A 26017-nucleotide genomic window follows, 5' to 3' on the forward strand; every position below is an offset into this window, starting at 1 on the left:
TTAACGAATTGTATTGCGGAGGAGGTTGGCTTTCGCGATGCCGCCAAAGCTACCGCATTATCGATTTGGGCATGCGGCTACGGTGTATGTACCGCTAGAGGGCCAATAGCTTGTGGATAAAACTCGCGGAACGACTAAGAAAAAGTCGAGATCTCGGTCGATAATGGGTCTAGACGACACACTCAAAGAAAGATGGAGTATAGGACGTGACGAGCGTGAACTCAGAATACATCACTAATGAAGCGGAAGTCGGCTTCCCCCCACTGCAATCATCGCGCCGGGCCGTGTGGGCCTATTACAGAATCGAGTTTCTTCCAGACGGTTATCCGGGTCGAAGGACTCAAGACGAGCTCTTTGCTCACCCACTTTACGGGCCGTATGTGATCGCAGATTACGTGCACCAGTTTCGGATGACCAAAAAGCAGGCCTACCTGGACGCTGCCTGCAAGGTGGCCGATGCTGCCTTGGCACACATGACATCCGTGGGTGAAGGTCTGGCGTTCATCTACAGCCAGGAGAAGACGAAAGTGTCCCGGAAGAAGGGCTCCTGGTACAGCGGACTGACTCAGGCCCGTTACGTCGATGTTTTTAACAAGCTCTTGGCCTTGCCGGGTACGGAAAGGTTCCAGGGGCCACTCTCGGGCATCCTGTCGAGCCTGGAGGTGCCCGTTGGGGAAGGCGGCGTCGCGGGGGCCGCCGATAACGGTGGTCTCATCATCGAGGAATATCCTTCACTCGCCCCAGATTGCACGCTTAACGGGTGGACGACCGCCACCTGCATCCTCCGTGATTACGCAAAAGCTAACAACGATGAGCAAGCTTGGAACCTTTTCGACCGCTCAGTGCGCGGGCTGGAGGCACTCGTCCCGATTTACGACGTCCCTGAGTACGCTACTTCCCGATACAAATTGAAGGGGCCAGCAGCGGTCCGTCTGCAGCCCGAGAGCACCGAATTGACCGTTAAGTCCGTTCAGGTGGACATACCTGGCGCAGGAACGTTCGACGCTAACTCCGATCTGGATCCGGGTGGGGCTGCGCTTCCGAAGGGTCCGCGGCGCATCAAAATAGGACAGAAACAGTCCTTCACAGTCGAACTAAGCCGACGAACTTTCCCAAAGCCCAACACTGTTTTGTTTGCAGTTGAAGCAGCGGAAAATGGATCAGTAAGAGCATCTATTGGGGATAATACTTACGACCCGATGACAAGCCTGGTAGTTCCCAAGTTTGAAAACGACTTAGGTACCTTTGAGGTACATCAGGGAACTAATTTTATTGAGGTACCCGTACCCTGGGTCGAAGCGGAGCTCATCGCGTACCCGACGAACTTTGGCAAGGCAATCGCGGGTCGTCAGTTCAACCAGTACCACTGGATTCATGTCGATACGCTCTCAAAGATCGTCGACGAGACCGATAGCGACCTGTTGCGGTACTACCGTGACCGGTGGGAGAGGTTCCCCAAAAAGTGGCGAGCCATCTCGGAGTATCAGGATGAGCGAATCACCCTTGACCGGTTCGACGCGACGTTGCATAAGTAGGGAGGCCCACATTCAAAGCTAGAATCTCTGCAGCAGAGAGAACCGTAGCGCCGAAAGCAGCCGTAGGAGGATGGCGGTACGCCATTGCATTTATGCGTCGCTTGATGCTCGGATCCCACGGAGCCAGTGTCGCCCAAGCTCCGGAATAGGTGTCCGTGCGTCCAAGCCGGGGGGCATTTATCCCGTCTCCTGGAAGCCACCGCAGAGTGGCGGCGCTCTTAATTCTAAGCATGAAGTGGCGACGGAAAGACAAAGCGACCGAACTCAGAACGGCATCGGGGATCAATTTGTCGCCGATGTGCTTCCATTCCGAAAGGGCACGCACGCGCGTAGTAGCGTGCGAGCTATCCTCCGCCCGGGGAACAGCCGCAACTCTGCGTTCGGATACTGGTTTTTCCCTCACCACTCCAGAGAATACTTCGCTGTCGACCGGATAGTAGTACCATGGGTGCGGCAGCGAACCCGAATCGTATGCTTCGATTTCTCTAAGGAACCTCCGAGTAAGCGAAATCCCAAAACTTAGAAAACCCGGATCACTCCGCCGGTGTCCCAATGTCATGAACGCCGATGCGGCGTCAACGACATGATTGTGCGGAAGGTCGAGGCCGAGCCTCCGTCCGGGAAAATCTGGGGGTGTAACATACCACGGCTGACCTGCGCGTGTGCGGATTTCTGGGTCGTGGAACAGCAGGGCCTTTTCCGCAACTGTCACCAGCTCTCCGGGAGTAATCTCGGGGTCGACCGCCTGCACGCCTGCGCATTCGAGCGCCTCGGCGGCACATACCAAGGCGTGAGCGATCTTGCCTGTATGGATTAGGTGAGGGGCAAACTGCTTATTGAGGGACAACCTTCCAGCAGACAATGAGGTCAGGTCGAGGGGCTCGGGGAGCCCCCGTAGGAGCACAGCGAACGAAGCACTCAGCTGGGACAGAACATCAGGCAGGTAGTTTCGGTGCCCAGGGACTAACGATGACTCTGGCGAAGACCATCTCCGGCCCCCCGCACGGGCTGCCCGGATGATCGCCGTGGTCGCGCTGGGGCGCTCGATAGTGATGCTGTCTGCGACAGCTTGCAGACAAATCGTCGTGCTGCCAAACTTCCCTACAGTTGCAGTACCCGCAGTGTACCTGGAGCCAGCAGACCAGACAGGTCCGCTCTCCCCGCGCCAGTTAGTAAAACCAAGTTTGTCATCCGTACGTTCGGCCACATGCTTCGCCCACGTAACGGCCTGCCGAAGATGCAGCGGGTCACTAGTCACTCGCCAGGCTAAACACGCTGCACGGATGAGCAAGGAGACATCCCATGCGAAATGTCCATCCTCGTTGGATCGGTACGCGCGATCGTGTTCAATCATCTCACCCATGACGTGGAGCCCTCGGCAAGTAATTTTGGCGTAGGCCTCTCGGACGTCGGCGCTCCTCGGACTGCCCGGACCAGTCACGTCAAAAGGTACGGAGTCGTGGTCCATGAGTATCTCTCCTATGGCGGCACTCGGCCCCTATTAATGCAACGAACTTGTTGAGCCTACCGTGCTGTCCTCTGCTGAATGACGCATGTCACCTTTCAACGACGTGTACTGATCACGGCGTCAGTGCCGTCGGCATGAATGACGAATGGTGTTCCAGCGAGGCTTTGAACTTGAACGACCAAGACCACTGCGTCAGCGGAGTCTGAGACCCGCTGTGCCATATCGCCCTGCCGCAGCGTCCACGGCACATGGTGGGTGTTGTAGTCGACCGCGAGGGTCTCGTCCCAGTACTTGGTGGTGCCCGTGACCTCCCCGTCGGCGTTCAGCCAGCGTGCAATGACCCGAATCCGCACGGTGGATGACTCACGACCGGTCATCGATTCCAGGCAAAGGTTCTCTCCCGTTCCGCCATCCCGAGACCCTCCGACGACGGTACAGGAAGTCAGGCGGACGGTTGTGCTCATGCTATCCAGGACGGCGGGATCATCGACTTTCAAGCTCAAGACGTATTCGGCCTGTCCTGTCTGTACTAAAGTGGCATCGTCGAGTCGATCTAGGGCCAAGAGGTGCTCCCCGTCGGGGGATTCGCTTCGAAGGTCTGCCTGGACTGCAAGTGATGTTAGTCCGTCTTCGGTACTCTCGATAAATGGGGCCGAAGCCAGCAACGCGCATTTGAGTGCTTTTTCGGTGGGCGCAGTCAGCGCCTGGCCCGAGACATTGCCGCCATGTGCAAGAAAGACGTTAGTGCTCAGTTTGCCGTCTGACTGCATTTCGGCGCGTCCGTCGTCATCGTGGCACTCAATGCGGAAGGCGACCATCGCTGCCCGTGGCGCCGCCGCAGCCAGAGACTCGACATTAACGTCGTAAGGCAGCAGAACAGCCCCACTTGTGCCCGCCGGGATGTCCACCTTCGCGACTATGACGTCTTGACTGCCGAACTCAACCTCCGTGGTGAGCGCTGAAGTGTCCGAGGCGTCTGCGTCACGCCCGTCACCCTCACGCTGTTCCGTGTCGTCTAGGCCTGGACTGGTCGTCGCGAGAGTAATCACGACCGTAAGGACGACAAGGGCGAGTGCAGATCCTACCAAAGTTAGCCAGAAAAGAGCTCCGAATTTGCCGTTGCCGGTGGGGGGATCAGCGACAGGAGCCGTGTGACGGTCAGCCACGGGCGCGCGCACTTTCTGCCAGCACTTCGGCCTGCAGCTCCCGATAGAGCTTGGCATATGCCAGGACGTTCGCATCCCAAGACCGTTCGCGGCGCACCCACTCAGCTCCCTGCCGACCGAGCCGTTCGCGGAGCTCTTCGTCGTGGACCAGCTCTGACAGCACATTCGCAAGCGCACCAGAGTCATCTGCTGGAAAAAGCCGACCAGCCCCGCCGGAGTCTCGGGCAATCTCCGCCAGCGCCTCAACATCGGACATCACAACGGGCCGTCCCGTGGAAAAAGCCTCAAAGGGTTTTAGTGGCGTGACCAATTCGGTCACCCGCGTCCGGCGACGAGGCACTACGAAGACATCGATTGCGTGGTAGTACTCAATTACCTCTTCGTGGGGCACCTTGTCGGTAAAGATGACGTCGTGCAACCCCTCCCGCGCTGCATAGCGTTTCAACTCCTCGAGGTGTCTGCCTCCTCCCACCAGCAGCAGCCGAACGTTCGGCGTGACATCACGGAGTTGCCGGTAGGCCGATATCAATACCTCGATACCCTCATACTCCACCATGGAACTGATGTACCCGAGGACGACGTCGCCGGGAGCCAACCCAAGGTCAGCACGAAACCCCGCAGAACGAGGCTGGAGAGGGAAATCGGCGGGGTCTACAGCGTTTCGCGCCAGATACACGTGATCTGCTCGCACAGCACCATCAGGGCTTTGCTCAAGGATCGAATCCTTCATCGTCTGCGCCAGGGTCACATTGCGATCCGCCCGCTCCCGCACCCGGCCCTCAATGTATCGGCGTCCGAGATAAAGGTGTGGATAACCGTAGGTTCGGGAGATCAGCTCAGGATCACCCCACTCGTTGGATTGCCCGATCCGTGATAACCATGTCTCTTCCCAGAATCCGCGGGTCTCGTACACGACTGGTATCCCGACGGCTTCTCCCACGTGAGTAGCCAGTACACCATTTATGAAGTCGGAATGCGCGTGAATGACGCTGGGCCGTACTTGCTGAACGAGGGCGTAGAGCTCTGCGGCATTGCGGCGCAGCCATGCTTTTCGGCTGGTCTGGTTAGCCGGCAGTCCACCGAATTGCACCACTGGAGTGCCGTCAACGTCCCCGCGTGTGGTCTTTTCAAGTCCCTCACCGTGATTACCTGCGGTCTGAACCGCCACCACTGAGTCGATTCCTTGGCGACGAAGCGCATCCACTGTGTACTTGGTGCGAAGGGTGTACCCTGTTTGCGTTTCCGGATAGGACTTCCCGACCATGTGAAGCACGGGCCCCGCCGGGTCGTGAAAGGCCGTGCGGGGAAAATTATCGAGAAGGTCCCACGGATCGTTGTGGAACTGGCATTCATAGGTCAGTTGTTCCACGGTCTGCCGATCTGCGTCATCGTTCTTCCGCCGCGAGACTTCGCGCATGGAACAGAGAGCAAAGCGGATGTAACCAGTGCGCCGCGCATGGTAGAAGATCTTTTTAAGTTCTCCGATCCTGAGGCGCGAGTATAGGTCAAAGGCGTCGACCACAGCTTGGGCTTCCAACAAGTGACCCCCGGCTATCAGCGCACTGGCCACAGTGGGGGCTTCCGCCTCCTTAAGCACTACCCGCAGTGGAATCCGATCGTACAACGTTCGCCGGAGACTCATGAGCACACCGATGTCTTGCGCGTTGGGTAGACCGGAATTCGCGCGCTCTGCCGGGACGGCCCCCTGGAGACGGAACCCAGTCTCATAATCGGAGGTACCTGACAAGGGGCTAAATTCCAGATTCTTTACGGTCGCGGAACCCACCCCAGCGGTGCGCACCGAGAGGACCAGAGAGCGGGTATGCGGGTCGGTCACAAGAACTCCACGTTTCTTGTTATCTACCGCCCAGCGAGCTACCCGCTGACCCAGCTTGTCGAATTCATGGATCACCAATTGAGCAGCCGCTCCGCCCGTTGTTACCGCGTTCAGCCATGCGCTGTAGGCGCTTCCCGGGTCCACGGCGATGCCCTTGCCCTGCCTCAAGCGCTTCAAATCCTGCGGGGTGGCTTGGAGGGTCAGATGCCGGGGAGCTTCAGTGGGCTTCCTGATGCGCAGGTGACCGCTATCGCTGACACCCATCTCGACATCACTGTTAGAGCCTAGGTGCCATCTGTTGACCCAGGTCGGGGCTCCAACGAAGCCCGGCACCGGGAAACCAAGCCCATGGGACATACATCCTCCTGATCGGCGCTGGCGCAGCCGCCTCAATACTTATGGTGTTCGCTGGCGGTGATCTTCTTTTGGGAGGACCCAACGTGCAATTGCGCCTGCCGGATGGCGTCGACATATTCCGTGAAGGCCTCAGTGGTGAGGTCTACGGCGACAGCGTCGAAGTGGGCCCATTCGGTATGGCCGAGCTTGACGTGCTTCTCCACCATCTGCGCTCCGGCCGCTACCGCGAGCGCAGAGGCCATCCACCCGTAATCATGACTTGAATAGCCGGGGATGATGCGCGGACCGCCGTGGCCATTCTGCTCCTGGGCTAGATGCGCATAGTGGCGCACAACCCCGATGTTGGTGTGTTCATCAGGTGTGGGGTACGCCGAATTGCAGTGCAACAGATACAGCCGATCCTGCCGGGTGAAGGTTTTCAGCAGCCACTGCTCATAAGCCTGGTCCGTCATGCCGGTGGACACCACCAGCGACCCCGAGTAGTTCTGCGCGACGAACTCCAGGTACTCCTTCTTCTCCGAAATGGTCGAAGGCAGCTTCACCATCGGTACATCAAGCTCACTGGTCATCCACTCAAAAGAGGGCTGGTCCAATACTGAAACAAACCACCCAATGCCTAAGTCCTGGGTCAGCTGATCCAGGAACTGAAAGCCCTCCTTGCCGAGCTCCAGCTGTCGGCGATAGTCGCCGAACGTGGATCCGTAAGGGGACTTATACGGAGACTTCAGCTGCTCAGAGGTATAGAACGTATTCACATCCCGCTTTTGCACCTTCACCCAATCGGCCCCGGCCGCGTGCGCGGCGCGCACGAGTTTCTCCAGCCGGTCCAGATCGCCGAAATGGTTCGTGGTGATTTCCGCAGTGATCTCGACTGCGGGCAATTCCACATCCGGGTAGTCCACTGGCTCTGGCAGAGGCGACTCTGCCACGGAGACGTGGTAACGCTCGTTGAGCAACTCAGGGGTCAGATCAGAGAAGTCACGCGTGCCTACGTGCCGGACGTCGAGGTTCGTGTCTTCCAGGGTGTAGAGCGCGTTCTGCAGGATGTACTCCTGCAACTCCATACCCGCCCGACGGCGTGAGGACAGCTCCGGGCTGTACTGGGACGCGGCAGCGCGGGCTTGACCAGCATCGGGGGTGAAGTCGAAGCCCACCATGTAGACCGTCTGGGTCCGGTCACGATGATCGGCGATAGCGCGGGCGATCTCTAATGCAGTGAGGAACATAGCCTCCTCAATGGCCACCTCGCTGCGATCCTGGAAACGCAGCAGCACCTGGTCCTCAGCGTCGTTGGACAGCGGGCGGAAGGGCAGGCGCACCACTTTCCGGTCCGGGGCATGAAAACTGGTGGAGGTCACATAGGCAGCGGAGCGCAGCCCGTCCTCTGCCACGGACTCCCCCACCCAGTCCTCGTAGAAGATAGTGATGTCGGTGGGGTGGATACGTTCGGCGTCATTGACTCCAATGACGACCGCGTCCTTGAAGACTCGTGAATGTACCTGGTCCGCTGACGGACCCTTCCCAAGGATCACGATGGTGTCCGAACTGTACTTCTGCGCAGTCGAGGCCGCCAGGTGAGCAATCGCTTCAGCGGATGACTTCATCATGGTCGGTGACTTCACCTGTACCTTTCGCGTCGAATTCGACAGCCAGACCGCGGCTGCGCGCGTCCGCACATCCGCTTAGCAGCCCGTGCACCACGATTAGTGTAGTCGGCCCCCTGGCCGCCGAGCCTGGCATGCACGTGGTCCCCCGGTCGCATGCCGCGCGGGGTAATGCGCAGTTCAGGTGATTGCGGGGTGATCTGGTTCTTCCAGCGCGCCAGTCTCCGCCTTGGGTTTGCGCTTGCTCCGCAGCTTCTCCAGCTTGGACTCGAGCGCCTCTTCGCGCCGCTCCCTTAGACGCGCTGTGACCCCTTTGGCTTGGCCTGCCACGTGGCCGCCAGCGGCACCGGCGCGTGAACCCACATCGTCTATCACCGCCTTGACGGCAGTGCCCCACGGGACTGCGTCGAGATGATCATGAGCGGTGAGATCCAAAGCCACATGCTCAGCGAAGTCGGTAATAGTCTGGTTGACCTCGTTGGCTCCACTGGTAATACGTCTGGTACTGATCGGGCTGGTGACCCGCTCCAGGTTCGATAACTCCGCGCAGCCTTCGACAGACTCCCGGATGGACGCCAACCGCTGACTGATCCGCTGCGCCCGTTCCAGCCGGGCACGTTTAATGCCCTCATGGTGGGCTTCGACCTGGTCGGGTTCCTCGTCGGACACTCGTGCAAGTTCGATCATGTATTGCCGATCCTGAAGCGCCATGCACCTCGCCAATACCCCCAGCCAGAACGGTGCATCCTCACGCACGTCTGCCAGCACCTGAGCTGAGCCGTCGATGTCTCCGATCTGTTCCTTCAGCCGGTCGGCGAGTTCCTCGAGCTGGGCGACGGCCTCCGACTGCATGGTTTGCAGTGCCAGTGAATTCGCCTGAACTTTTGACCAGGTGACGGCGGAGATTCTTCCGGTGTGCAGGTAGAGAGAATGTGCCTCATCGATTGCCAGAGTGACTCCGCCGAGTTGACCGAGCACCTCGACTTTGCGCTGTTTGAGCAACTTGTCCAGCTTCGCCTCAATCGAGACAAGGTACTGCTGAATGTCCTGTAATGCGGCCTCCAGAGCAGCCTGCGTCGCCATTGCGGACAGTGCGGCTGGGGCGGCGGGAGTCAACAGCGCCGCGTTCTCAAACTTGAGGTGTTTGAGAATCTGCCCATTGCCCCTGCGGACCACGCCCGCCTTGACACTGAGAATCCCATTCTTCTGGAGGAACACAGCGGACTCGCTGTCCAACTTCAACCAGCGCCCACTGGCGGCTTGAAGTCCTGTCACGGCACCCAGAGCGTTGCTGGCCCGGGAAAGCGTGAAACTTGAGGGCCGACGAACATTGACGCCGGTGAGCTTATCGAGCGCGCCCAACTGCTCCTCAGCTCCCAGCAGGAGCACCCCGTCCCCATCGTCAACGACAGCGATGGTTTCTTGGTCAGAAGTTCCGGAGCCCTCACTCATGAGCTCATTCTGCCAGACGGGGACACCTGGGTTTAGTCTGGCACCATGTCAGATTCTCCAGCTGAACCACAGCCGCCGGAGCAGGCTTCCTCCGTCAGTGACTACTTGGAGCAGGTGCTTGCCACCTGCGGGGAGGACACCTCCGGACACATTTCCGAGCAGCTGCCAGCCCCCGGAGACACTGACCCGGCCCAGCACGCCCTGGCTCTGGTCACCGCCGACGGCACCGAGTATGCCGCAGGTGATGACCAGCACTACTTCACGATCCAGTCCATCTCCAAGCCGTTCGACTACGCCATGGCCCTGGACGACGCCGGGCTGGAACGCGTGCACGAATGCGTCGGCACCGAACCCTCCGGGGAGGCCTTCAACGAGCTCTCCCTAGAAGGAGGCACCGGCCGGCCGCTGAACGCCATGATCAACGCCGGGGCTCTGGTCGCCCACCAGCTGGTCAGCCCAGACAAAGCCGACCCGCAAGGCAACGGCGAGCCCACCACCTCCCACCACCCCGAGGTCCAGGCCCGCACCGCACGGATCGTGCAGGGGCTGAGCGTCTTCGCCGGGCGCGACCTGAATGTGGACCGCGAGCTGGCGGAGGAAGAGTACGCCAAGGACTACCGCAACCTCGCCATCGCGAACATGCTCAAGACCCACGACATTCTGGAGGTGGAGCCGGAGGAGGCGGTGCGCGGCTATACCGACCAGTGCTGCGTGTTGGTCACCGTCCGGGATCTTGCACGGATGGCCGCGACTCTGGCCAATAACGGCATCCACCCCGAGACCGGGGAACGCGTGGTCTCCGAAGGCGCCGCCCGCCGCACCCTAAGTGTGATGGCCACCTGCGGCATGTATGACGGCTCCGGGCGGTGGCTGGCCAGGATCGGCATCCCTGCAAAGTCCGGCGTCTCGGGAGGGATTATCGGAGTCCTTCCCGGACAAGTGGGTCTGGCCTCTTTCGCCCCGCGGTTAGATGATGAAGGTAACAGCGTCCAGGGCGTGGAAATGTTCGCCCAGCTGTGTGCTGACCTGGGGCTGCACCTGATGGCCAGTGAGCGCCGCGACGTCGCCCAGTGGCTGAAGAAACTCTCAGATCACTAGTCCCCCACCCAGCTGACTGGATTCCGGAAACCCTCTCCGGCGACGTCGTCGTGATGCTCCGGCAGCGACCCGGCGGACACAGCGATCCCGTAAGCACGGGCAAACGCGTCCACCTCCGCCACCGTCAACGGCTCCGGCAGGTCCCGGTGGGGGCCGGCGGCCTCCAGCGCCTGCTGAAAACGCAGCGGATGCCCGGCGTCGAACGGAAAGGTCTCCGGGTTCACCCCAATCACCTCTCCCCGCGTACTTGCATGGGTTGCGGCGAGCGCCTCCCACTGGGAAAGATCCACCAGCCCCGGAGAACGCACCCCATTGGAAAACAGACTGATCAGGATCTCCTCATACGGCTGAGCAGTGTGCAGATATTCGGAGAGGACATCAAAGCTGGGCTGCATGTGGAACCTGTTCCAAAAGGGCACCGACCCGGTGGCCATAGTGGCCCGGGGGTCCAGCAAGGTATAGGTCTGCGCCAGCAGCCGGTTGTCCTCCCATCCCAGCCGGCGGTACCAGTCGCGGTAGAGCTCGGCCAGAAACGCGGACGCATCCTGCGGCTCATTCTGATAGAGCCGACGGCGCCTCCACCCCGCGCCACTTGCCAGCTCGTCAAGGTCTGTTCCGAAGGCAGGGTCAAAGCCCCACTCCCCGTCCGGGCGCCGCCCGGTGGGCGCAGGCGCCTCCCAATGTCGCTGCGCTGAGCCTTCGGCTTCAAGGAAGTCGTGCAGCCGCTGGCTGCCGGAGACGTACTCCTCCTCCGGCATGCCGCCGAGGCACCCGAACTGGAAGAAGCTGCGCTCCCCGGTCTGGGTCACCCGCCAGGTGCGAGTGTTCTCCAGGGTGATGACGTGACCCTCAGGGGCCAGAGAGTTGCGCAGAAACTCCCGGTAGACCGGACCGAGCCCGGCGCGCTTGAGCCGGAAGAAAGCGGTCTGTTTCATCATGGGCCGGTCCTGGGCGGGGTCATGCATGTGGTAGACCGAAACCCGGGGGTTGTTCGCCGCGATCTGCTGGGCTGCCGGAGCCCACCGTCGCATAGCTTGGTGCGGGTCATCGGGGTCGGTGTCACCGTCGTTGACGGCCACCAGAGTGGTCTGCGGCAGGAAGGGGACACCTAGGGCGGCAGCAAGAAAGAACGCTGCCCCTGATACGGACCCCATCACCACTGCCGGATAGCTCGTCCGGCCGGTGCGCCGGGCGGAATACTGCTCGACGACCCACTGATCAATGGCGTCGACGTCGATGTCGCTGATCTTCTTCTGCCGCAGTGCTTCGCTGCGTCCGGCAAGTTCGAATGCCTTGTTCTGCATCCGCTGTGGCAGCGCACTGACCGCATCCGCCGCCGCGGAAGACGAGGGCACCCCACTGAGCACCGGAGCTGTGGACCCGGACAGGAAGCCGGAGATCATCCGCACCGCGGTGACCGAGGACTCCATGTCCGCGACCAGAGACTTACCGTGCTTCGCGCCCCGCTGGAGCTTACCCCCTGGATCTGTCCTCATAACTCCCTTCTTCCCGTCGACTCTCTTGCTAAGCTTATGTCCACGAGTTCAAGCAGCGGACTCCCCCACTTTGACAGGTGAAGTGAGTCCATGAACCCCACGCTGCACCCCAGTTCCACCTCCGGAGCTGCCCCGGAACCCGGTACCCAGCAGGTCCCCCAGGCCGCTGACCTGATGAGCCCGCTGCATCCCACGGTCGGGGCACATCACCCCCTGCGTGAGGCGGCTGACCACATTGCCCAGAGCGACGAAGCTTTCACTGTGGTGGTCCACCGCCGGGAGGTCGTGGGAATCCTGACCGCTGAGGATGTTCTGACTGCGGTGCGGGCAGATCCCGCCGGCTGGCAGGCCCAGCCCTGCGCGTCCATGATGACCCTGCCGCAGACTCGCATCCCCGCGCACGCTGCCGTGACGGAGGTGCTGCGCCAATACCGGGAACACGGTATCCGGCCGCTGGTGGTGGAGGAGGAGGGTACCCCAGTGGGCGTCCTACGCCCCCACGAGGTGCGCCTTTGGGGCCAAGAGCACGGGTATCTGCCGAAAGAAGCTCCCTCCACTGAGGACCCCTCACCTGGACAGGACAGGCCGGAAGCAGGTGCCCGGTGACCACCACTGACAGCCGGCCCAGTGAGCCGAAGAACGATCCCCTTACTGCTGCCCCTGCCGAGACCACCGCTGTCCGCAAGGCACTGGTCCCGGTGAGTGTGCAGATTCGCGCCTCAGAAGGTGTGGAGGCAGCCCTGAGCCAGCTGCAGAATCCCGGGGTGCCGTATGTGGCCGTGACCGAGCACGATGACACTCCAGTGGGTGTGCTCACCGCTGAAGACATTGAACAGCTCCGGCACAAATACCCCGATTATTGGTCTGCCATGCGGTGCGGCAACGCCATTGTGGCACCAGCCCGGTTCTTGGAGGCCGATGAGCCGTTCGACACCGCCGTGGAGCTACTCAGGGATGAAGGGGTCCGACCGCTGCTGGTGCTGGAGGGCGAGAAAATGGCAGGAGTCTTGGAGCCCACTGTTGTCTTCCAGTGGTGCGCTCAGCACCGGCCTGATGCGGTAGAAGCCCTTGCTCAGCTGGCGCGCGGGCCCGGCCCGGTGGAGATCTCAGAAACAGACCACCTGAGATAAACGGCAGGGATATTTCAGCGCCTACTCGGCACGGGGCCTACTTGACCCGGGGTACTACCCAGCACGAGAAAAGCGGGCGTCGAGGCCGCTATGCCAGCCGCCGGGCCCAGCAGTTGATCCGGTGCCAGCAGGATTTTGTCCAGACTCAGCATCAGATCTGCGGACTACCCGGCAAATCCGCATGACTGATGCGGATTTGCCGGGTAATCTAACAATATGCAAGACCGAGTTCAGGACAGAGCGAAGCTAGAGGAGTCACTTCGTCGGGCGCCAGTGGTGTTGATGGTCGGAGCCCGCCAGGTGGGCAAGACAACCCTGGCAAGAACCGTGGTCCCACCAGAATCGGAGAACTACTTCGATCTGGAGAATCCCATAGACCTTGCTCGCCTTGAGCAGCCCATGCTTGCACTCGATGGGCTGACCGGAATAGTTGTCATTGACGAAGTGCAAAGGCACCCCGAACTCTTTCCCGTGTTGAGAGTTCTGGCTGACCGGGAGAGTCGACCAGCCACTTTCCTTGTGCTCGGCAGTGCTTCGCCGCGTGCCCTGAGACAGTCGTCTGAGTCACTGGCCGGACGAGTCGAGGTCATCGAGTTGCCTGGCATGGGCCCTGCAGACGTCAATGACTCAGATTCGGTATGGAGGAGGGGTGGGTATCCACCGGCACTTCTTGCCACCTCAGACGAAGATTCCCTCACCTGGCGGCACTCGTATGTGCAGACCTTGGCAAATCGGGATCTCGCCGAGTTCGGGCTGGCTCTACCGGCTTCGACTATCAGACGCTTCCTGGGGCTCGTCGCGCACCAGCATGGGGGGCCCATCAACGCTTCGGTTATCGCCAGCAACCTCGACATAGGAGAGTCGACAGTCCGCAAGTACCTGGACGGGCTGAGCGACGCACTGTTGATCCGAGCGCTACCACCTTGGCACAGCAACCAGGGAAAGAGGCTTGTCAGAACTCCCCGGACGTACTATCGGGACACCGGATTGCTGCACGCACTCTGGGGAGGAGTAAATGATCATCCGTCACTGCTTCGACACCCGAGTGTGGGCACCTCTTGGGAGGGCTTCGTGATCGAGGAAATCCTTCGACGGGCGGAAGGCTACCAGCCGCATTTCTGGAGGACGAAAGATGGTGCCGAGCTCGACCTGATCCTAGAGGGTGAGCAACGATTGGGTTTTGAGGTCAAACGATCCGACGCACCCAAGCTCACCGCGTCAATGCGGCATGCTGGCAGAGAACTTGACCTTGACGCCCTCCGGGTGATCTACCCAGGAGGCAAGAGGTACCGCCTCACAGAGCACATCACAGTTCTTCCGTTGGATGATCTGCTTGCTGCCACGTCCATCAGTGACTTCTGAACCCCTCCTCGGCGCGGGCCCTATTGGTCACGCGAGAAGCGGGCGTCGAGAATCACCAGGACCGCCACCACCGCTGCGCCGGCAGCCGCGATTCCTGCCGCGGGACCCAGCAGTTGATCCGGTGCCAGCAGGCCGCGGTCTTCGGTCTGCCAGGGCCACAGGGTGCGCAGCGCCCCGAGCATCACTCCAGCCAACACCACCATGGTCAGCGTGTGATGGTGATCCAGCAGCCATTTCAGGACCTTGACAATGCTCACCATGCCCAGCACTGCCCCGGCAAAGAACACACCCAAGTAGCCCAGGTCCAGGTCACGGGCAGCGCTGATGGTCGGTTCGTAGAGACCGAAGGTCAGCAGCAGGAACGCTCCTGAGAGTCCGGGCAGCAGCAGCGCCGAGACCGCGATTGCCGCCGCCGGGACCACCAGCCACCAGTGCGGCTGCACCGTCCCTGGCGGCAGCGACACCAGGATGAAAGTCACGGCCGCGGCCATCGCGCCGAGCGTCCAATGCCGTGGCCGCAGTGCCCCGCCAGCCGATTGCAGCGCCATCCGGAACGGCACGGCGATGGAGACCAGGACCATGCCGAAGAACGCCGCCCGGGTCAGCTCCGGGTAGTTCTCCACCCAGTCGCCGATGAACTGCACTGCCGTGGCCAGACCGAGCACCATCCCGATCAGCACCGGGATGATCACCCTCCAGTGCACCTGGGAGAGGTGCGCCCACATGCTGGTCACACGGTCCGGACCCGTCACCAGCACGCGCACCGCAGAGACCACCGCAGAGGCCGAGCCGATCAGCTGCCGGTAGATCCCAGTGACCAGGGCCACGGTCCCACCGGAGACACCCGGCACAGTCTCGACCACCCCGATCAGCGCCCCGCGGACCACATTGCCGGGCACCGAGGTGCGCCGATCCAGGGAAGCGGAATGGAAGGTGTGATGATGGTCAGCGGTGTCGGTCACGGGTGAAGCCTACCGCAGTGAACGGGCAGACCGGGAAGCTCTACACCGGTTCCAGAGTGTCGGGATGCACCGCTTGGAACCGGACCTCTGCCCCCGGCGGAAGCTGGGCCGCTAGTCCCAGGTCTTCACGGACGACCACGCCGATCACCGGGTATCCGCCGGTGACGGGGTGATCAGCCAGGAACAGGACCGGGTCACCGGACCCCGGGACCTGAATGGCGCCGCGGACCACTGGTTCGCTGGGCAGCTCCTCGGGGCGGGTCCAGGCGATCGCCGGTGAGGGCGCAGCCTCTTCGGCCGAAAGGCGCAGCCCGATCCTGTTCGAATCCTCCCGCACCGTCCATACCAAGGCCTGTAAGGCGTCCAGCCCCGGGTTGCTGTGCCGGCTGGCGAACCACTCCTGGCGCGGTCCGGGGATGAAGCGCAGCTGGGTGGGTCCCGCCACCTCGGGCAGTGCGGTGCGCGCCACATCGGCGATCCCCACAAATCCCGAGGGCACACCCACCAGAGCGAAGGTGTCCCCTGCGGCCACCGGCGCGGGGCCCAGGCCGGAGAGGACATCGGTGGACGCACTGCCCAGCACGGTCTGGGCGGCCAGCCCACCGGAGAAGGCCACATAGCTGCGCAGCCCTCGCTGCGGGGTGCCCAGCCGCAGCCGCTCCCCCGGGTAGAGCAGAAAGGGCGCCCGCAGCGGAACCGACCGGACCCGGTGGGCCTCCGCGGGCTCATCCGCTGGGCGCTTGGCCGCCCCGGTGCCGTTGAGCGCCATATTGGAGACTTCTTTGGCTGCCGGGCTCCGCACTGTCAGCGTGGTCTCTGCGCCGGTGACCGCCGCCACCGAGGTCTGCCGCACCGTGAGCTCCAGGCCGCCGCACAGCACCTCGAACCCGGCGGCGGAATCGTCATTGCCGACCAGCTCATTGGCCTGCCGCAGGGCCTGCACATCGGCCGCCCCGGAAGGGGGCACCCCCCAGTGCGCACGTCCGGGACGGCCGAGGTCCTGCAGCAGGGTCTGCGGACCTGGGTTGAGCACGTCCACCACCGCATCGGCCTCCGGGACCCCCCGGCGCTGCTCCGCGGAGCGGGTCGCCTGCTGTCCCGGCGCCGTCACGGTGATCTGCTCGGTGACCGGTACGTAGCTGACGGTGTCTCCGGGCTGGATCAGCGCTGGTTCACCCCGGTCGAGGTCCCACAGCGCCGCATCTGTGCTGCCGATCAGCTGCCAGCCGCCGGGGCTGCTGCGCGGGTAGACGGCGGAGAATTCCCCGGCCAGTGCCACTGCGCCGGCGGGTACCTCCGTGCGGGGAGACTCCAGGCGGGGCACCTGGAAGGGCTGCTCGGACTTACGCAGCCGTTTGCGGGTGGCCACTGGCTCAGGCACGCAGTAGGTGAACCCGGGGGTGAAACCGGCGAAGCCCCCGACCCAGCGGGTCGAGGTATGCCAGTCGATGAGTCCCTGGCTGCTGATCCCCAGCTGCTCGGCCAAGGTGGTGAGGTCGGCGCCGTCGTAATGGACGCGGATTTCCACCTCACGTCCCGGGCTGGCCGCACCGGTACGCGGACGCAGCCGCCGTAACTGTTTGGCCGCTTCCCCGGTGTGATGGCGGGTGCGGAAAACCACCAGTACGGTGCGCGCGGCGGGGACCGCCTCCAGCTGCCCTGGGAGCGGCTTGGTCATCAGCTGCCGGTGGAAGGCCAATACTTCCGCCACGGAGGTGAACTCCGCCAACAGGGCCCGCTGCCCGGCCGGACGCACCGCCTCAGGCATCAGGTGAGGCCTGACTGAGACCGGTGCTGCGGTCACTGCAAAGCTCCGCGACCACTGTCACCCCCTCATGAAAGAATCAACTACGTGGATCAGGATACGAAAGAACCGCTGCTGAGCTGGAACTTCCTCCTGGCGATCCTGATCAATCTTGCTATTACCACCGCGTTCTTCATCCTAGTCACTGGGATGGCAGTCTATGCCGCCACCGAGTTCGGCGCAGGCCAAACTGCCGCAGGATTCGCCGCCAGCGCGTTCGTGATCGGGGCCCTGGGTGCACGCTTCTTCGCCGGGAAGTACGTCAACACCCTGGGCCGCAAGCCCACCCTGGTGATCTGCTTGGGGCTCTTCGCACTGGCAGGGGTGCTCTACTTATGGGTGGACTCCTACCAGTGGCTGATCATCCTGCGCCTGGGACACGGGGTCGCCCTGGGGTTCGGGCAGACCGCCCTGACCGCTGCGGTGTTCGACATCATTCCCAGGAACCGGCGCGGCGAAGGTTCTGGGTACTATCTGCTGGCGAACTCGCTTCCGCCAGCGCTGGGGCCGTTGGCGGCCATTCAGCTCACCGAACGCCACGGGTTCGATGGCATGTTCTACGCGGTGATGATTGTCTCTGCGGTGGCGTTCCTCTGTGCCTGCCTGGTCAACACCCCGGAGGTCAAGCGCCGCGGCATGCCCATCCGGGACCGGCTGCGGCTGCGGCCGTCGGATGTGATCGAACCGCGGGCGTTCTCCATCGCTCTGGTGGCCACCCTGCTGGGGCTGAGCTTCGCCTCGGTGATGACCTTCCTCAACGGCTACGCTCAGTCGCTGGGGATGTCCGACGGGGCCAGTCTCTACTTTGTGGTCTACGCCGCGACCATGCTGGTGGTGCGCCTGTTCATGGGACGGGTCCAGGACCGGTACGGGGACAACCCGGTGGTGATCCCCGCCCTGGCGGCGTTCGCGGTCTCCATGGTCCTGCTGGCCTGGTCACCGAACCAGGCGGTGATGGTCGTCTCCGGTGTGCTGGCCGGGTTCGGATTCGGTTCCCTGCTGCCCGCCATCCAAGCGATCATCGCCTCCAAGCTGCGCACCTACCGGATCAGCATCGGCATCTCCACGTTTTTTATCATGATGGATCTGGGGTTCGGACTGGCTCCTCTGGCGCTGGGCCCCCTGGTAGACCTGTGGGGGTTCCACGTGATGTACGCCGGATGCGCCGGTGTGGTGGTCGGGGCGATCGTCCTCTACTGGCTGGTGCACGGAAAATACGGCGTCAGGCAGGGGGTGGCCCGGCGCCGGACCCGCGGGTGGGTCAATGAGGCCACTGGTGTGATGCCGCATCTGCCGCCACAGCCGGAGGAGAAGGACGACGACGACACCGACGAGGCTCCCAGCGCGAAGACCCCGGGGGTCTGAGGCACGTTCGAATGTCGCGGCGCTGAGGCGCTGAGGGGCGTAACGCTGAGGGTCGTAGCTCAGGCGCCGCGTGGGGAGGAGAGCAGGTTAGGGCACCTGCAGCTGGCTGTTGGGCAGATCGGTGATGAGCATATGCCCGGGCGCGTGGCTGATGGCCAGCTCCGGGGCCGAGTGCATAACTGCTGCCTGAGGGGTCACCCCGCAGGCCCAGAACACGGGGGTCCACCCCTGGGGAATGTCAACCGGGGAGCCGAAGTCAGGGTTCTGCAGGTCAGTGATGCCGAGCTGTTCGGGTGCCCCGATGTGCACCGGGGCACCGTGGACTCCCGGGTAGCGGGAGGTGATGCGCACCGCGGCAGCGATGCTCTCGGGCGGAAAGGGCCGCATGGAGACCACCAGGGGGCCGGAGAGGGTCCCGGCCGGCTGGCAGGGCCTGTCGGTGACGTACATCGGCACGTTCCTCCCCTGCTCCAGGTGAGCCACCGGCAGGCCCGCCTCCAGCAGTGGTGCCTCAAAGGTGAAGCTGCACCCGATGAGAAAGGCCACCAGGTCCTCCCGCCACACCGCAGTGACCTCATCCGGTTCGTCCACCAGCTCACCGTGCCGGTAGACCCGGTAGGCGGGGATGTCAGTACGGATGTCCCCTCCGCTGAGGAGTTCTGAGCTGTACTGGCCTGCCTCCAGCACCCCCAGCACGGGACAGGACTTGGGGTTGCGTTGGGCGAAGAGCAGCATGTCAAAAGCCTGCTGCTGCGGCACTGCGATGAGGTTGACCTGTGCGTAGCCAGCGCTGTAGCCGGAGGTGGGCCGGCGCAGCCCGGCCCGGAACTGCGCCCGAGCCTGCCCCGGGGTTGTCTGGGCGGGTGTGGTCTGCGCGGGTGTGGTCTGGGCCGGTGCGGCGCCGTCGATGGTGGTCATGCTCAGCCGCCCTGCCAGAGCTCGGCGATCCCGGTGAGGGAATTCAGGCCCATGTAGATGGTCAGCAGCCAGATCAGTGTGCCGGCGATCAGCAGCCATTTGGGGTAGTGGTAGCCGCCGAGCAGAGTGCCACGCTTGAACCAGGCGGCGATCAGGATCACGGCGAAGCCCAGCGGCAGCACCACACCGTTGAAGGCACCGGCCATGATCAGCAGGGTGGCGGGAGCCTGCCCCAGCACCAGGAAGATTCCGCAGGTCAGGATGAGGAAGCCGACGAACAACCAGGCGCGCAGCCGGGCCGAAGTCTTGTGGGTGGTGATGAAGGACACCGAGGTGTAGGTCGCGCCCAGAATGGAGGTCATGGCGGCCACCCAGAAAGCGATGCCGAAGACCCGCAGGCCCCATTCGCCGAGCACCAGCAGGAAGGCGGAGGCGGCCACATTCTCCTGGCCGGTCTGCTCGATCTGGGTGACGGAGTAGGTGGTGACCACTCCCAGGATCGCGAGGAAGAGCAGGTAGCGGATGATGCTGGCCACAATGATGCCCATCACAGACGCCTTGGCAATGGTCTTAGCATTCTCCGGCCCGGTGTGCCCGGAGGCGATCACCCGGTGTGCTCCGGCGTAGGTGATGTAGCCGCCGACGGTGCCGCCGATCAGGGTGGTGGTGACGAAGAAGAATGTGCCCAGGCCCTCCCCTTCGGGTAGCACCGGCACGAAGGTCTGAGCTGCGGCGTCGACCACCGGCGGGGAGGTGGCGATGGCCATATAGGCCATCAGCAGGATCAGCACGGCACCGCAGACCACCACAATGCGGTCCAGGGCCACACCGGCCTTCTTGGAGAGGAAGATGGCGATAGCCAGGGCCACCGAGATGGCTCCGCCCCATTCGGGGTCGATGTTCAGCATGGCGTTCATGCCCATGCCGGCACCGGCGATGTTGCCGACGTTGAACACGATCCCGCCGAAGAAGATCAGCACCGCCAGGGCCCAGCCGAGGCCGGGGAGGATCTTATTTCCCAGCTCCTGGGCGTAGAGCCCGGAGACTCCGAGGGTGCGCCAGACGTTCATCTGAATGGCGATGTCCACGATGACGGAGATGAGGATGGCTGCGGCGAAGGCCGAACCGAGCTGCAGGGTGAACTCGGAGGTCTGGGTGATGAACCCCGGCCCCACTGCGGAGACCGCCATAAGGAACATCGCCCCGAGCATCGCGGTGCGCCGGGTGGCGATGAAGGTGGGACCTGCAGGCTTGGATTTTTTCTTCGGTGTGACCGCTTCCGGGCTGTCTTCCCGGGCATCAGCGGTAGGTTCTGCTGGCACAGTGTGCTCCTCGATGGTGAGTCCGTGGCGAATGCTGGTGTGACGTAGCCTACGGTTGTTGAACAATCACTTCAAGGGGATTGTGCAACAAAGTTGGTCTGAGAGCAGATTCGCTGGCCGGGAACCTGCTAATTCTCCAAGCGTCGCAGCAGGTCACGTTCGGCGCTGAGCAGGTAGTTCACCAGGTGCTCTTCGGCTTCCTGGCGCTGATCCCGGCTGAGCAGGTCGGCAAGTTTCACGTTTCCCGCCACGTAGGTGGAGTGGAAGTCCGGGTCGCCGCGCCGTCCAGCGAACACCAGACGCATCCGAGCCAGGACCTTGCTCATGAGCTCATCGAGCATAGGACTGCGGGCCTGGGCGACCAGCCGCTGGTGGAACGCCTGGTTGGCTTGGGCCATGGCGGGCACGTCGCCGGCTTCGCGAGCGCGCTCGGCGCCCCGGGTGATCTGCTTCAGCTGCTGGACCGCCTCCGGAGGAAAGACGGTGGTGCGTACCGCCCCGGTCTCGAGGATGAGCCGGATCCGGTAGATCTCCCGGACGTCCTCGCCGGTGGGTTCGTGGACGAAGACCCCGCGGTTGGGCTGCCGGTCCACCAGCCCGTCAGCGGCCAACATCTGGAACGCACTGCGCAGGGTATGCCGGGAGACGCCCAGCCGGTCGGTGATCTTCACCTCCGGGAGTTTGCTCCCGGGTAGGATCTGGCCCGCCGAGATCGCACGGCGCAGCACACCGGCGACCCGGACGGGCACGTATGCATGGTCGGCTGCTTCCAGCGGTGCCAGCCACTGATCCCAGACGTCTGTCAGGTCAGCGGAGGTGCCGGGTGCCGCAGCTGAAGAGGTGGGGGCGACGTCGTGCGGGGTCAAGCGGGACATGCCCCCAATCTAACCGATGCTGCCCAGCTGCTGACCTGCGGTGACCTGCTCCCCCGGCTCTATCCCTGCGCGGGAAAACACTCCTGCCGCGGGTGCAGTGACCGTGGATTCCATCTTCATCGCCTCCAACACCGCCAGCGCGTCCCCGGCGGAGACTTCCTGACCGTCTTCGGCCTCCCAGCGGGCCAGGGTGCCTGCGAACCCGGCGGTGACACTGCCTTCGGCCTCAGCTGCCGCGCCGGTCTCCTGCGGCACCGGTGCGGAGGCCCCTAACAAGGTGGTCAGTGCGGCTGGCAGACCGAGCTCGACGGGGCGCCCGTCCACCTCCATGGTGATCCGCTGCATGGAAGTCTCCTGGTGCCGCAGCGCGGAGGCCAGGTACGCAGACTCCTCCAGGACGGGGGCGAAATCGGTCTCGATCCACCGGGTGTGCACACCGAAGTGGTCCGCGTCCTGGGCACCGGAGCTGTTCTCTGCCCGGAAGTCCGGCGCCTGGAGCACCTCTTGGTGGAAGGGCAGCACGGTGGGCAACCCTGCGACGCGCATCTCGGCGAGGGCCAGCTCTGCCCGGGCTAACGCGGCGGAGCGGTCCGGTGCGGTGACAATCACTTTGGCGAACATGGAGTCGAAGGCGTCAGGGACGTCATCACCGCTGCGGATTCCGGTGTCCACCCGGACCCCCGGTCCGGTGGGTGGGGAGAAGATCTCCACCGGCCCCGGGGTGGGCAGGAACCCGAGTGCGGGATCCTCTGCGTTGATGCGGAACTCAATGGAGTGCCCGGTGGGGTCGGGGTCGCCGGTGAGGCTCACTGGCTGGCCTTCTGCGATGCGCAGCTGCTCGGCGACCAGGTCCACCCCGGTGGTCTCCTCGGTGACCGGGTGTTCGACCTGAAGCCGGGTGTTGACCTCCAGGAAGGTCAGCAGACCGTCGGGGCTGAGCAGGTACTCCACAGTCCCTGCTCCGGTGTAACCGGCTTGCGTGGCAATGGCCCGCGCCGACTCGTGCACTTCGCGGCGCTGCTCGGCGGTGAGGAACGGTGCGGGGGCCTCTTCGACCAGTTTTTGGTTACGGCGCTGCAGTGAGCAGTCCCGAGTGCCGACCACCACCACCCGGCCCTGGGTATCAGCGAGCACCTGGGCCTCAATGTGCCGAGGTTTGTCCAGGAATCGCTCCACATAGCACTCCCCGGCGCCGAAGGCGGCCTCGGCCTCGCGCACTGCGGCCTCGTAACCGGCGTCCACCTCCTGCAAGGTGCGGATCACGCGCATGCCCCGGCCCCCGCCGCCGTGGGCTGCTTTCACAGCCACCGGCAGTCCGTGCTCTTCCACGAAGGCCCGGACCTCGTCGGCACTGTCCACCGGGCCGTCGGTGCCGGGCACCAACGGGGCACCGGCAGCCACAGCGATCTCGCGTGCGGTGACTTTGTTGCCCAGCTTCCGGATTGTCTCCGGTGTGGGGCCGATCCAGGTCAGGCCCGCATCGATAACGTCTTGGGCGAAGCCGGCGTGTTCGGAGAGGAACCCGTAGCCGGGGTGGACGGCATCGGCCCCGGTGCGTTGAGCGGCTTCCATCAGTGCCTGCCTGTTGAGGTAGGTCTCCCCGGCAGTGGCGCCTGGAAGCGGGGTGGCCTCATCGGCGAGCTGTACGTGTAGGGAGTTGAGGTCCTGGTCGGCGTAGACGGCGACGGTGGAGTAGCCGGCGGTGCGGGCGCTGCGGATGATGCGCACCGCGATTTCTCCGCGGTTGGCGATGAGGATTTTCTTCACGACTGGGTCTCCGATGGAAGTGGTGTGAGCGAGTCAGGGTCTACCGGGAGCAGGTGGATGGTGTCTCCGGGGCTCAGCTGGGCGGCCACGGGCAGGTCCTGCGGGAGGAGGACCCCGATGACGGGGTAGCCCCCGGTGACCGGGTGATCGTTGAGGAACAGCACCGGGTTGCCCGACGGTGGCATCTGCAGGGATCCACGAGCCACCCCTTCGCTGGGCAGCTCATCGGTGCGGTGCCGTTGCAGTGAGCGGGCCTCGGTGTCCTGGGAGGCAGCGGGTTCGAGCCGGACACCGACCCGGTTGGACTGCGGGGTCACCTGCCAGGGCTGGGCGGCGAGCCGGTGCTGCTCGGCTTCGGCGAACCAGTCCTCGCGCGGCCCGTAGGTGAAGCGCAGGGTGAAGCTGCCATCCTCTCCCGTGCCGGCCAGGGTGGTGGGCTCCGGCATGCCCACCGCGGTGTGAGAGGTGGTCTCCGCTGCGCTGAGCGTGTCGCTGGCCTGCAGGGGCGCGGGGCCGAGCCCGGACATGGTGTCGCTGCTGAGGCTGCCCAGCTCCGGATGCCCGGCGACTCCCCCGCGCAGACCCAGGACGACCCGCAGCCCGCGGGTGGGAGCCCCGATCTGCAGGTGCTCCCCGGCACTCAGCGCAAAGGGCGCGCACATAGGCACCTGCCGTGTGGTGCCGTCCTCCGCGGTGATGGTCAGTGTGGTCTCGGCGCCGGTGGCTGCCAGGACAGCCGTGCAGCCGGCGGTGAGGCGCACAGCGCCCATGAGTGATTCCAGCACTGCGGCGTCTTCGGGGTTCCCCACCAGACGGTTAGCCTGGCGCGTGGCGGCCTCATCGGCTGCGCCGGCGCGGGAGACTCCGAGGTCGCTGTAGCCGGGGCGGCCGTCATCCTGGACCAACAACTGCATGCCGGGGTCCTCCACGGTCAGCAGCGGCGGCCGCTGGGCTCGGCCCGAAGGAGTATCCCGCTCAGCCGGGGTGGCGGCGTCGTGCTCAGCGGCTGGCTGGCTCTCAGTGTCATTGCTGAGCGTGAGCTCCTCAGCCGACACCGGCACATAGACCACCGTGTCCCCGGGTGAGACCAGCGCCGGCTGCTCACGGTTCAGGTCCCACATATCCGCTGAGGTCCGGCCGATGAGCTGCCAGCCCCCGGGTGAGACGCGCGGGTAGACCGCGGAGAAGTCCCCGGCGACCGCCACCGAGCGCTCCGGCACTGCCGTCCGGGGCGAGGCGCGGCGGGGAATCGGCTGGGTGCTCTCGGCCGGGGTGCAGTAGGTGAACCCGGGGGCGAACCCGCCGAAGGCCCCGAGCCACTGCTGGCTGGAGTGCCAGTGGATGAACGCCTCGGTGCTCATTCCCAGTGTCTGGGTCAGTTCATCGAGGTCCTCGCCGTCGTACACCACCGGGATCTGCTTCAGTTCCCGGTCCCCGGTGGAGAACGTCAGACCGCTGAGCTGGGCGGTCTGCTGCTCGGCGGCGCGGACCTCGGCACGGTGGGTGAAGGTGAGCATGATCGTCCGGGCCGCGGCCACGGCGTCGACCTGTCCCTGCAGGGGGTGGGCCTTCAGATGCTGGTGGACAGCCAGGACGTCATCGAGCGTGTCCAGCTCCAGCAGCAGGCCCAGCCGGCCGGCGGACCGGATGCCGGTGATCATGCCGCGAAGCTGCGGATCTCGATACCGGCGGCGATGAGGGCCTCGCGGACCGCACGGGCCATCTCCACCGATCCCTGGGTGTCGCCATGGGTGCAGATGCTCTCGGCCTCCGTCTCGATCCGGGTGCCGTCATGTGCGATGAGCACACCGTCTTGGGCCAGCCGGAGCATATTCTCCACCACCTGGTCCACGTTATGGAGCACCGAGCCCTCCTGGCGGCGGGATGTCAGCGAGCCATCCGGGTTGTAGGCACGGTCAGCGAAGGCCTCCGCGACGCCGCGCAGCCCCTGTTCGCGGGCGTAGTCCAGGGCGTAGCCCCCGGGCAGCAGCAGTACCGGCAGCTCAGAGTTGTACTCGGCGATGGTGTCGATGACGGCTTTGGCCTGGTCCTGGTGGGTGACGATGGTGTTGTAGAGCGCGCCGTGGGGCTTGACGTAGCTGATCCGGGAGCCGGCGGCTCGGGCCATGGCCTCTAGTGCGCCCAGCTGGTAGAGGACATCGGCGGAGAGCTCTTTGAGGTCGTAGTCGATGAACCGGCGTCCGAAACCGGGCAGATCGCGGTACCCGACGTGCGCGCCGATGGCCACTCCGTTTTGGGCAGCTTTGGCCGCGGTGGAGCGAATGGTGAGCGGGTCACCGGCGTGGAAGCCGCAGGCGATGTTCGCGCTGGAGACCACCTCGACCATCTGCTCATCCGGCATCCGCCAATTGCCGAAGGACTCGCCGACGTCGCTATTGAGATCAATCACTGCACTCACTTCACTGCACCTTCCTGCTGGAGAGAATCGAGGTCACCACCAGCATGCCGTAGGTCACACGATTGTTCAACAATAAGTAG

Annotated in this window: 19 protein-coding genes; 6 read left to right on the forward strand and 13 right to left on the reverse strand. The window is 63.7% G+C overall.

Annotated features, from left to right (window positions below; genetic code table 11):
* Nucleotides 1-215 precede the first annotated feature (215 nt).
* Nucleotides 216-1535, forward strand: a complete 1320-nt coding sequence (locus FEF27_RS07980; RefSeq protein WP_208009735.1) for a D-glucuronyl C5-epimerase family protein — start codon at nt 216-218, stop codon at nt 1533-1535.
* Between the two features lie 1563 nt (nt 1536-3098).
* Here FEF27_RS07980 and FEF27_RS07985 read toward each other — a convergent pair.
* The 4 genes from FEF27_RS07985 to FEF27_RS08000 all read right to left on the reverse strand — a co-directional run bounded on the left by FEF27_RS07985 (nt 3099) and on the right by FEF27_RS08000 (nt 9419).
* Nucleotides 3099-3911, reverse strand: a complete 813-nt coding sequence (locus FEF27_RS07985) for a hypothetical protein (protein ID WP_208009737.1) — start codon at nt 3909-3911, stop codon at nt 3099-3101.
* A 250-nt stretch (nt 3912-4161) separates the two neighbouring features.
* Nucleotides 4162-6270 carry a glycosyltransferase gene (locus FEF27_RS07990; protein ID WP_166429962.1) on the reverse strand — a complete coding sequence of 703 codons (2109 nt, stop codon included), beginning with the start codon at nt 6268-6270 and terminating at the stop codon, nt 4162-4164.
* Nucleotides 6271-6395: 125 nt separating this feature from the next.
* Nucleotides 6396-7970 (reverse strand): N-acetylneuraminate synthase family protein, encoded by a 1575-nt coding sequence (locus FEF27_RS07995; RefSeq protein ID WP_138170329.1) that lies wholly within the window; start codon nt 7968-7970, stop codon nt 6396-6398.
* 177 nt (nt 7971-8147) lie between these two features.
* Nucleotides 8148-9419, reverse strand: coding sequence for a hypothetical protein (locus FEF27_RS08000; RefSeq protein ID WP_138170330.1), 1272 nt, complete (start codon nt 9417-9419; stop codon nt 8148-8150).
* 45 nt (nt 9420-9464) lie between these two features.
* On the opposite strand from FEF27_RS08000, the gene glsA reads away from it, so the two are divergent.
* Nucleotides 9465-10517 (forward strand): glutaminase A, encoded by a 1053-nt coding sequence (gene glsA / locus FEF27_RS08005; RefSeq protein ID WP_138170331.1) that lies wholly within the window; start codon nt 9465-9467, stop codon nt 10515-10517.
* Here glsA and FEF27_RS08010 read toward each other — a convergent pair.
* Complete coding sequence (locus tag FEF27_RS08010; protein ID WP_138170332.1) at nt 10514-12013, reverse strand: hypothetical protein; 1500 nt, start codon at nt 12011-12013, stop codon at nt 10514-10516. The genes glsA and FEF27_RS08010 overlap by 4 nt on opposite strands.
* Nucleotides 12014-12103: 90 nt before the next feature.
* On the opposite strand from FEF27_RS08010, the gene FEF27_RS08015 reads away from it, so the two are divergent.
* The 3 genes from FEF27_RS08015 to FEF27_RS08025 all read left to right on the forward strand — a co-directional run bounded on the left by FEF27_RS08015 (nt 12104) and on the right by FEF27_RS08025 (nt 14505).
* A complete protein-coding gene (locus tag FEF27_RS08015) occupies nt 12104-12619 on the forward strand; it encodes a CBS domain-containing protein (RefSeq protein ID WP_138170333.1) in 516 nt (171 codons plus the stop codon).
* On the forward strand, nt 12616-13143 hold the full coding sequence (locus tag FEF27_RS08020; protein WP_138170334.1) for a CBS domain-containing protein: 528 nt from the start codon (nt 12616-12618) through the stop codon (nt 13141-13143). The genes FEF27_RS08015 and FEF27_RS08020 overlap by 4 nt, the downstream gene beginning before the upstream one ends.
* 282 nt (nt 13144-13425) lie before the next feature.
* Nucleotides 13426-14505 (forward strand): ATP-binding protein, encoded by a 1080-nt coding sequence (locus tag FEF27_RS08025; RefSeq protein WP_279526790.1) that lies wholly within the window; start codon nt 13426-13428, stop codon nt 14503-14505.
* Between the two features lie 20 nt (nt 14506-14525).
* Here the strand turns inward: FEF27_RS08025 and FEF27_RS08030 are convergent, their stop codons facing one another.
* Both FEF27_RS08030 and FEF27_RS08035 read right to left on the reverse strand, forming a co-directional pair.
* Nucleotides 14526-15467, reverse strand: a complete 942-nt coding sequence (locus FEF27_RS08030; protein ID WP_138170336.1) for a DUF368 domain-containing protein — start codon at nt 15465-15467, stop codon at nt 14526-14528.
* A gap of 40 nt (nt 15468-15507) precedes the next feature.
* A complete protein-coding gene (locus FEF27_RS08035) occupies nt 15508-17271 on the reverse strand; it encodes a 5-oxoprolinase subunit B/C family protein (RefSeq protein WP_243729150.1) in 1764 nt (587 codons plus the stop codon).
* A 48-nt stretch (nt 17272-17319) separates the two neighbouring features.
* On the opposite strand from FEF27_RS08035, the gene FEF27_RS08040 reads away from it, so the two are divergent.
* Complete coding sequence (locus tag FEF27_RS08040; RefSeq protein ID WP_166429963.1) at nt 17320-18636, forward strand: MFS transporter; 1317 nt, start codon at nt 17320-17322, stop codon at nt 18634-18636.
* An 87-nt stretch (nt 18637-18723) separates the two neighbouring features.
* Here FEF27_RS08040 and FEF27_RS08045 read toward each other — a convergent pair whose 3' ends face one another.
* The 6 genes from FEF27_RS08045 to FEF27_RS08070 form a co-directional block, all read right to left on the reverse strand.
* Nucleotides 18724-19554, reverse strand: coding sequence for a putative hydro-lyase (locus FEF27_RS08045; protein ID WP_138170338.1), 831 nt, complete (start codon nt 19552-19554; stop codon nt 18724-18726).
* 2 nt (nt 19555-19556) lie between these two features.
* A complete protein-coding gene (locus FEF27_RS08050; protein ID WP_243729151.1) occupies nt 19557-20876 on the reverse strand; it encodes an NRAMP family divalent metal transporter in 1320 nt (439 codons plus the stop codon).
* Between the two features lie 128 nt (nt 20877-21004).
* The gene (locus tag FEF27_RS08055) at nt 21005-21751 is read right to left on the reverse strand and encodes a GntR family transcriptional regulator (RefSeq protein WP_138170339.1); all 747 of its coding nucleotides are present in this window, start codon (nt 21749-21751) and stop codon (nt 21005-21007) included.
* Nucleotides 21752-21760: 9 nt separating this feature from the next.
* Complete coding sequence (locus FEF27_RS08060; RefSeq protein ID WP_138170340.1) at nt 21761-23518, reverse strand: acetyl/propionyl/methylcrotonyl-CoA carboxylase subunit alpha; 1758 nt, start codon at nt 23516-23518, stop codon at nt 21761-21763.
* Nucleotides 23515-25179 (reverse strand): 5-oxoprolinase subunit B/C family protein, encoded by a 1665-nt coding sequence (locus FEF27_RS08065; protein ID WP_138170341.1) that lies wholly within the window; start codon nt 25177-25179, stop codon nt 23515-23517. Before FEF27_RS08065 ends, FEF27_RS08060 begins: the two co-directional genes overlap by 4 nt.
* Nucleotides 25176-25937, reverse strand: a complete 762-nt coding sequence (locus tag FEF27_RS08070; RefSeq protein ID WP_208009741.1) for a LamB/YcsF family protein — start codon at nt 25935-25937, stop codon at nt 25176-25178. The genes FEF27_RS08065 and FEF27_RS08070 overlap by 4 nt, the downstream gene beginning before the upstream one ends.
* Nucleotides 25938-26017 lie beyond the last annotated feature (80 nt).

This window comes from Nesterenkonia sphaerica (assembly GCF_005771565.1).
Lineage (GTDB): Bacteria > Actinomycetota > Actinomycetes > Actinomycetales > Micrococcaceae > Nesterenkonia > Nesterenkonia sphaerica.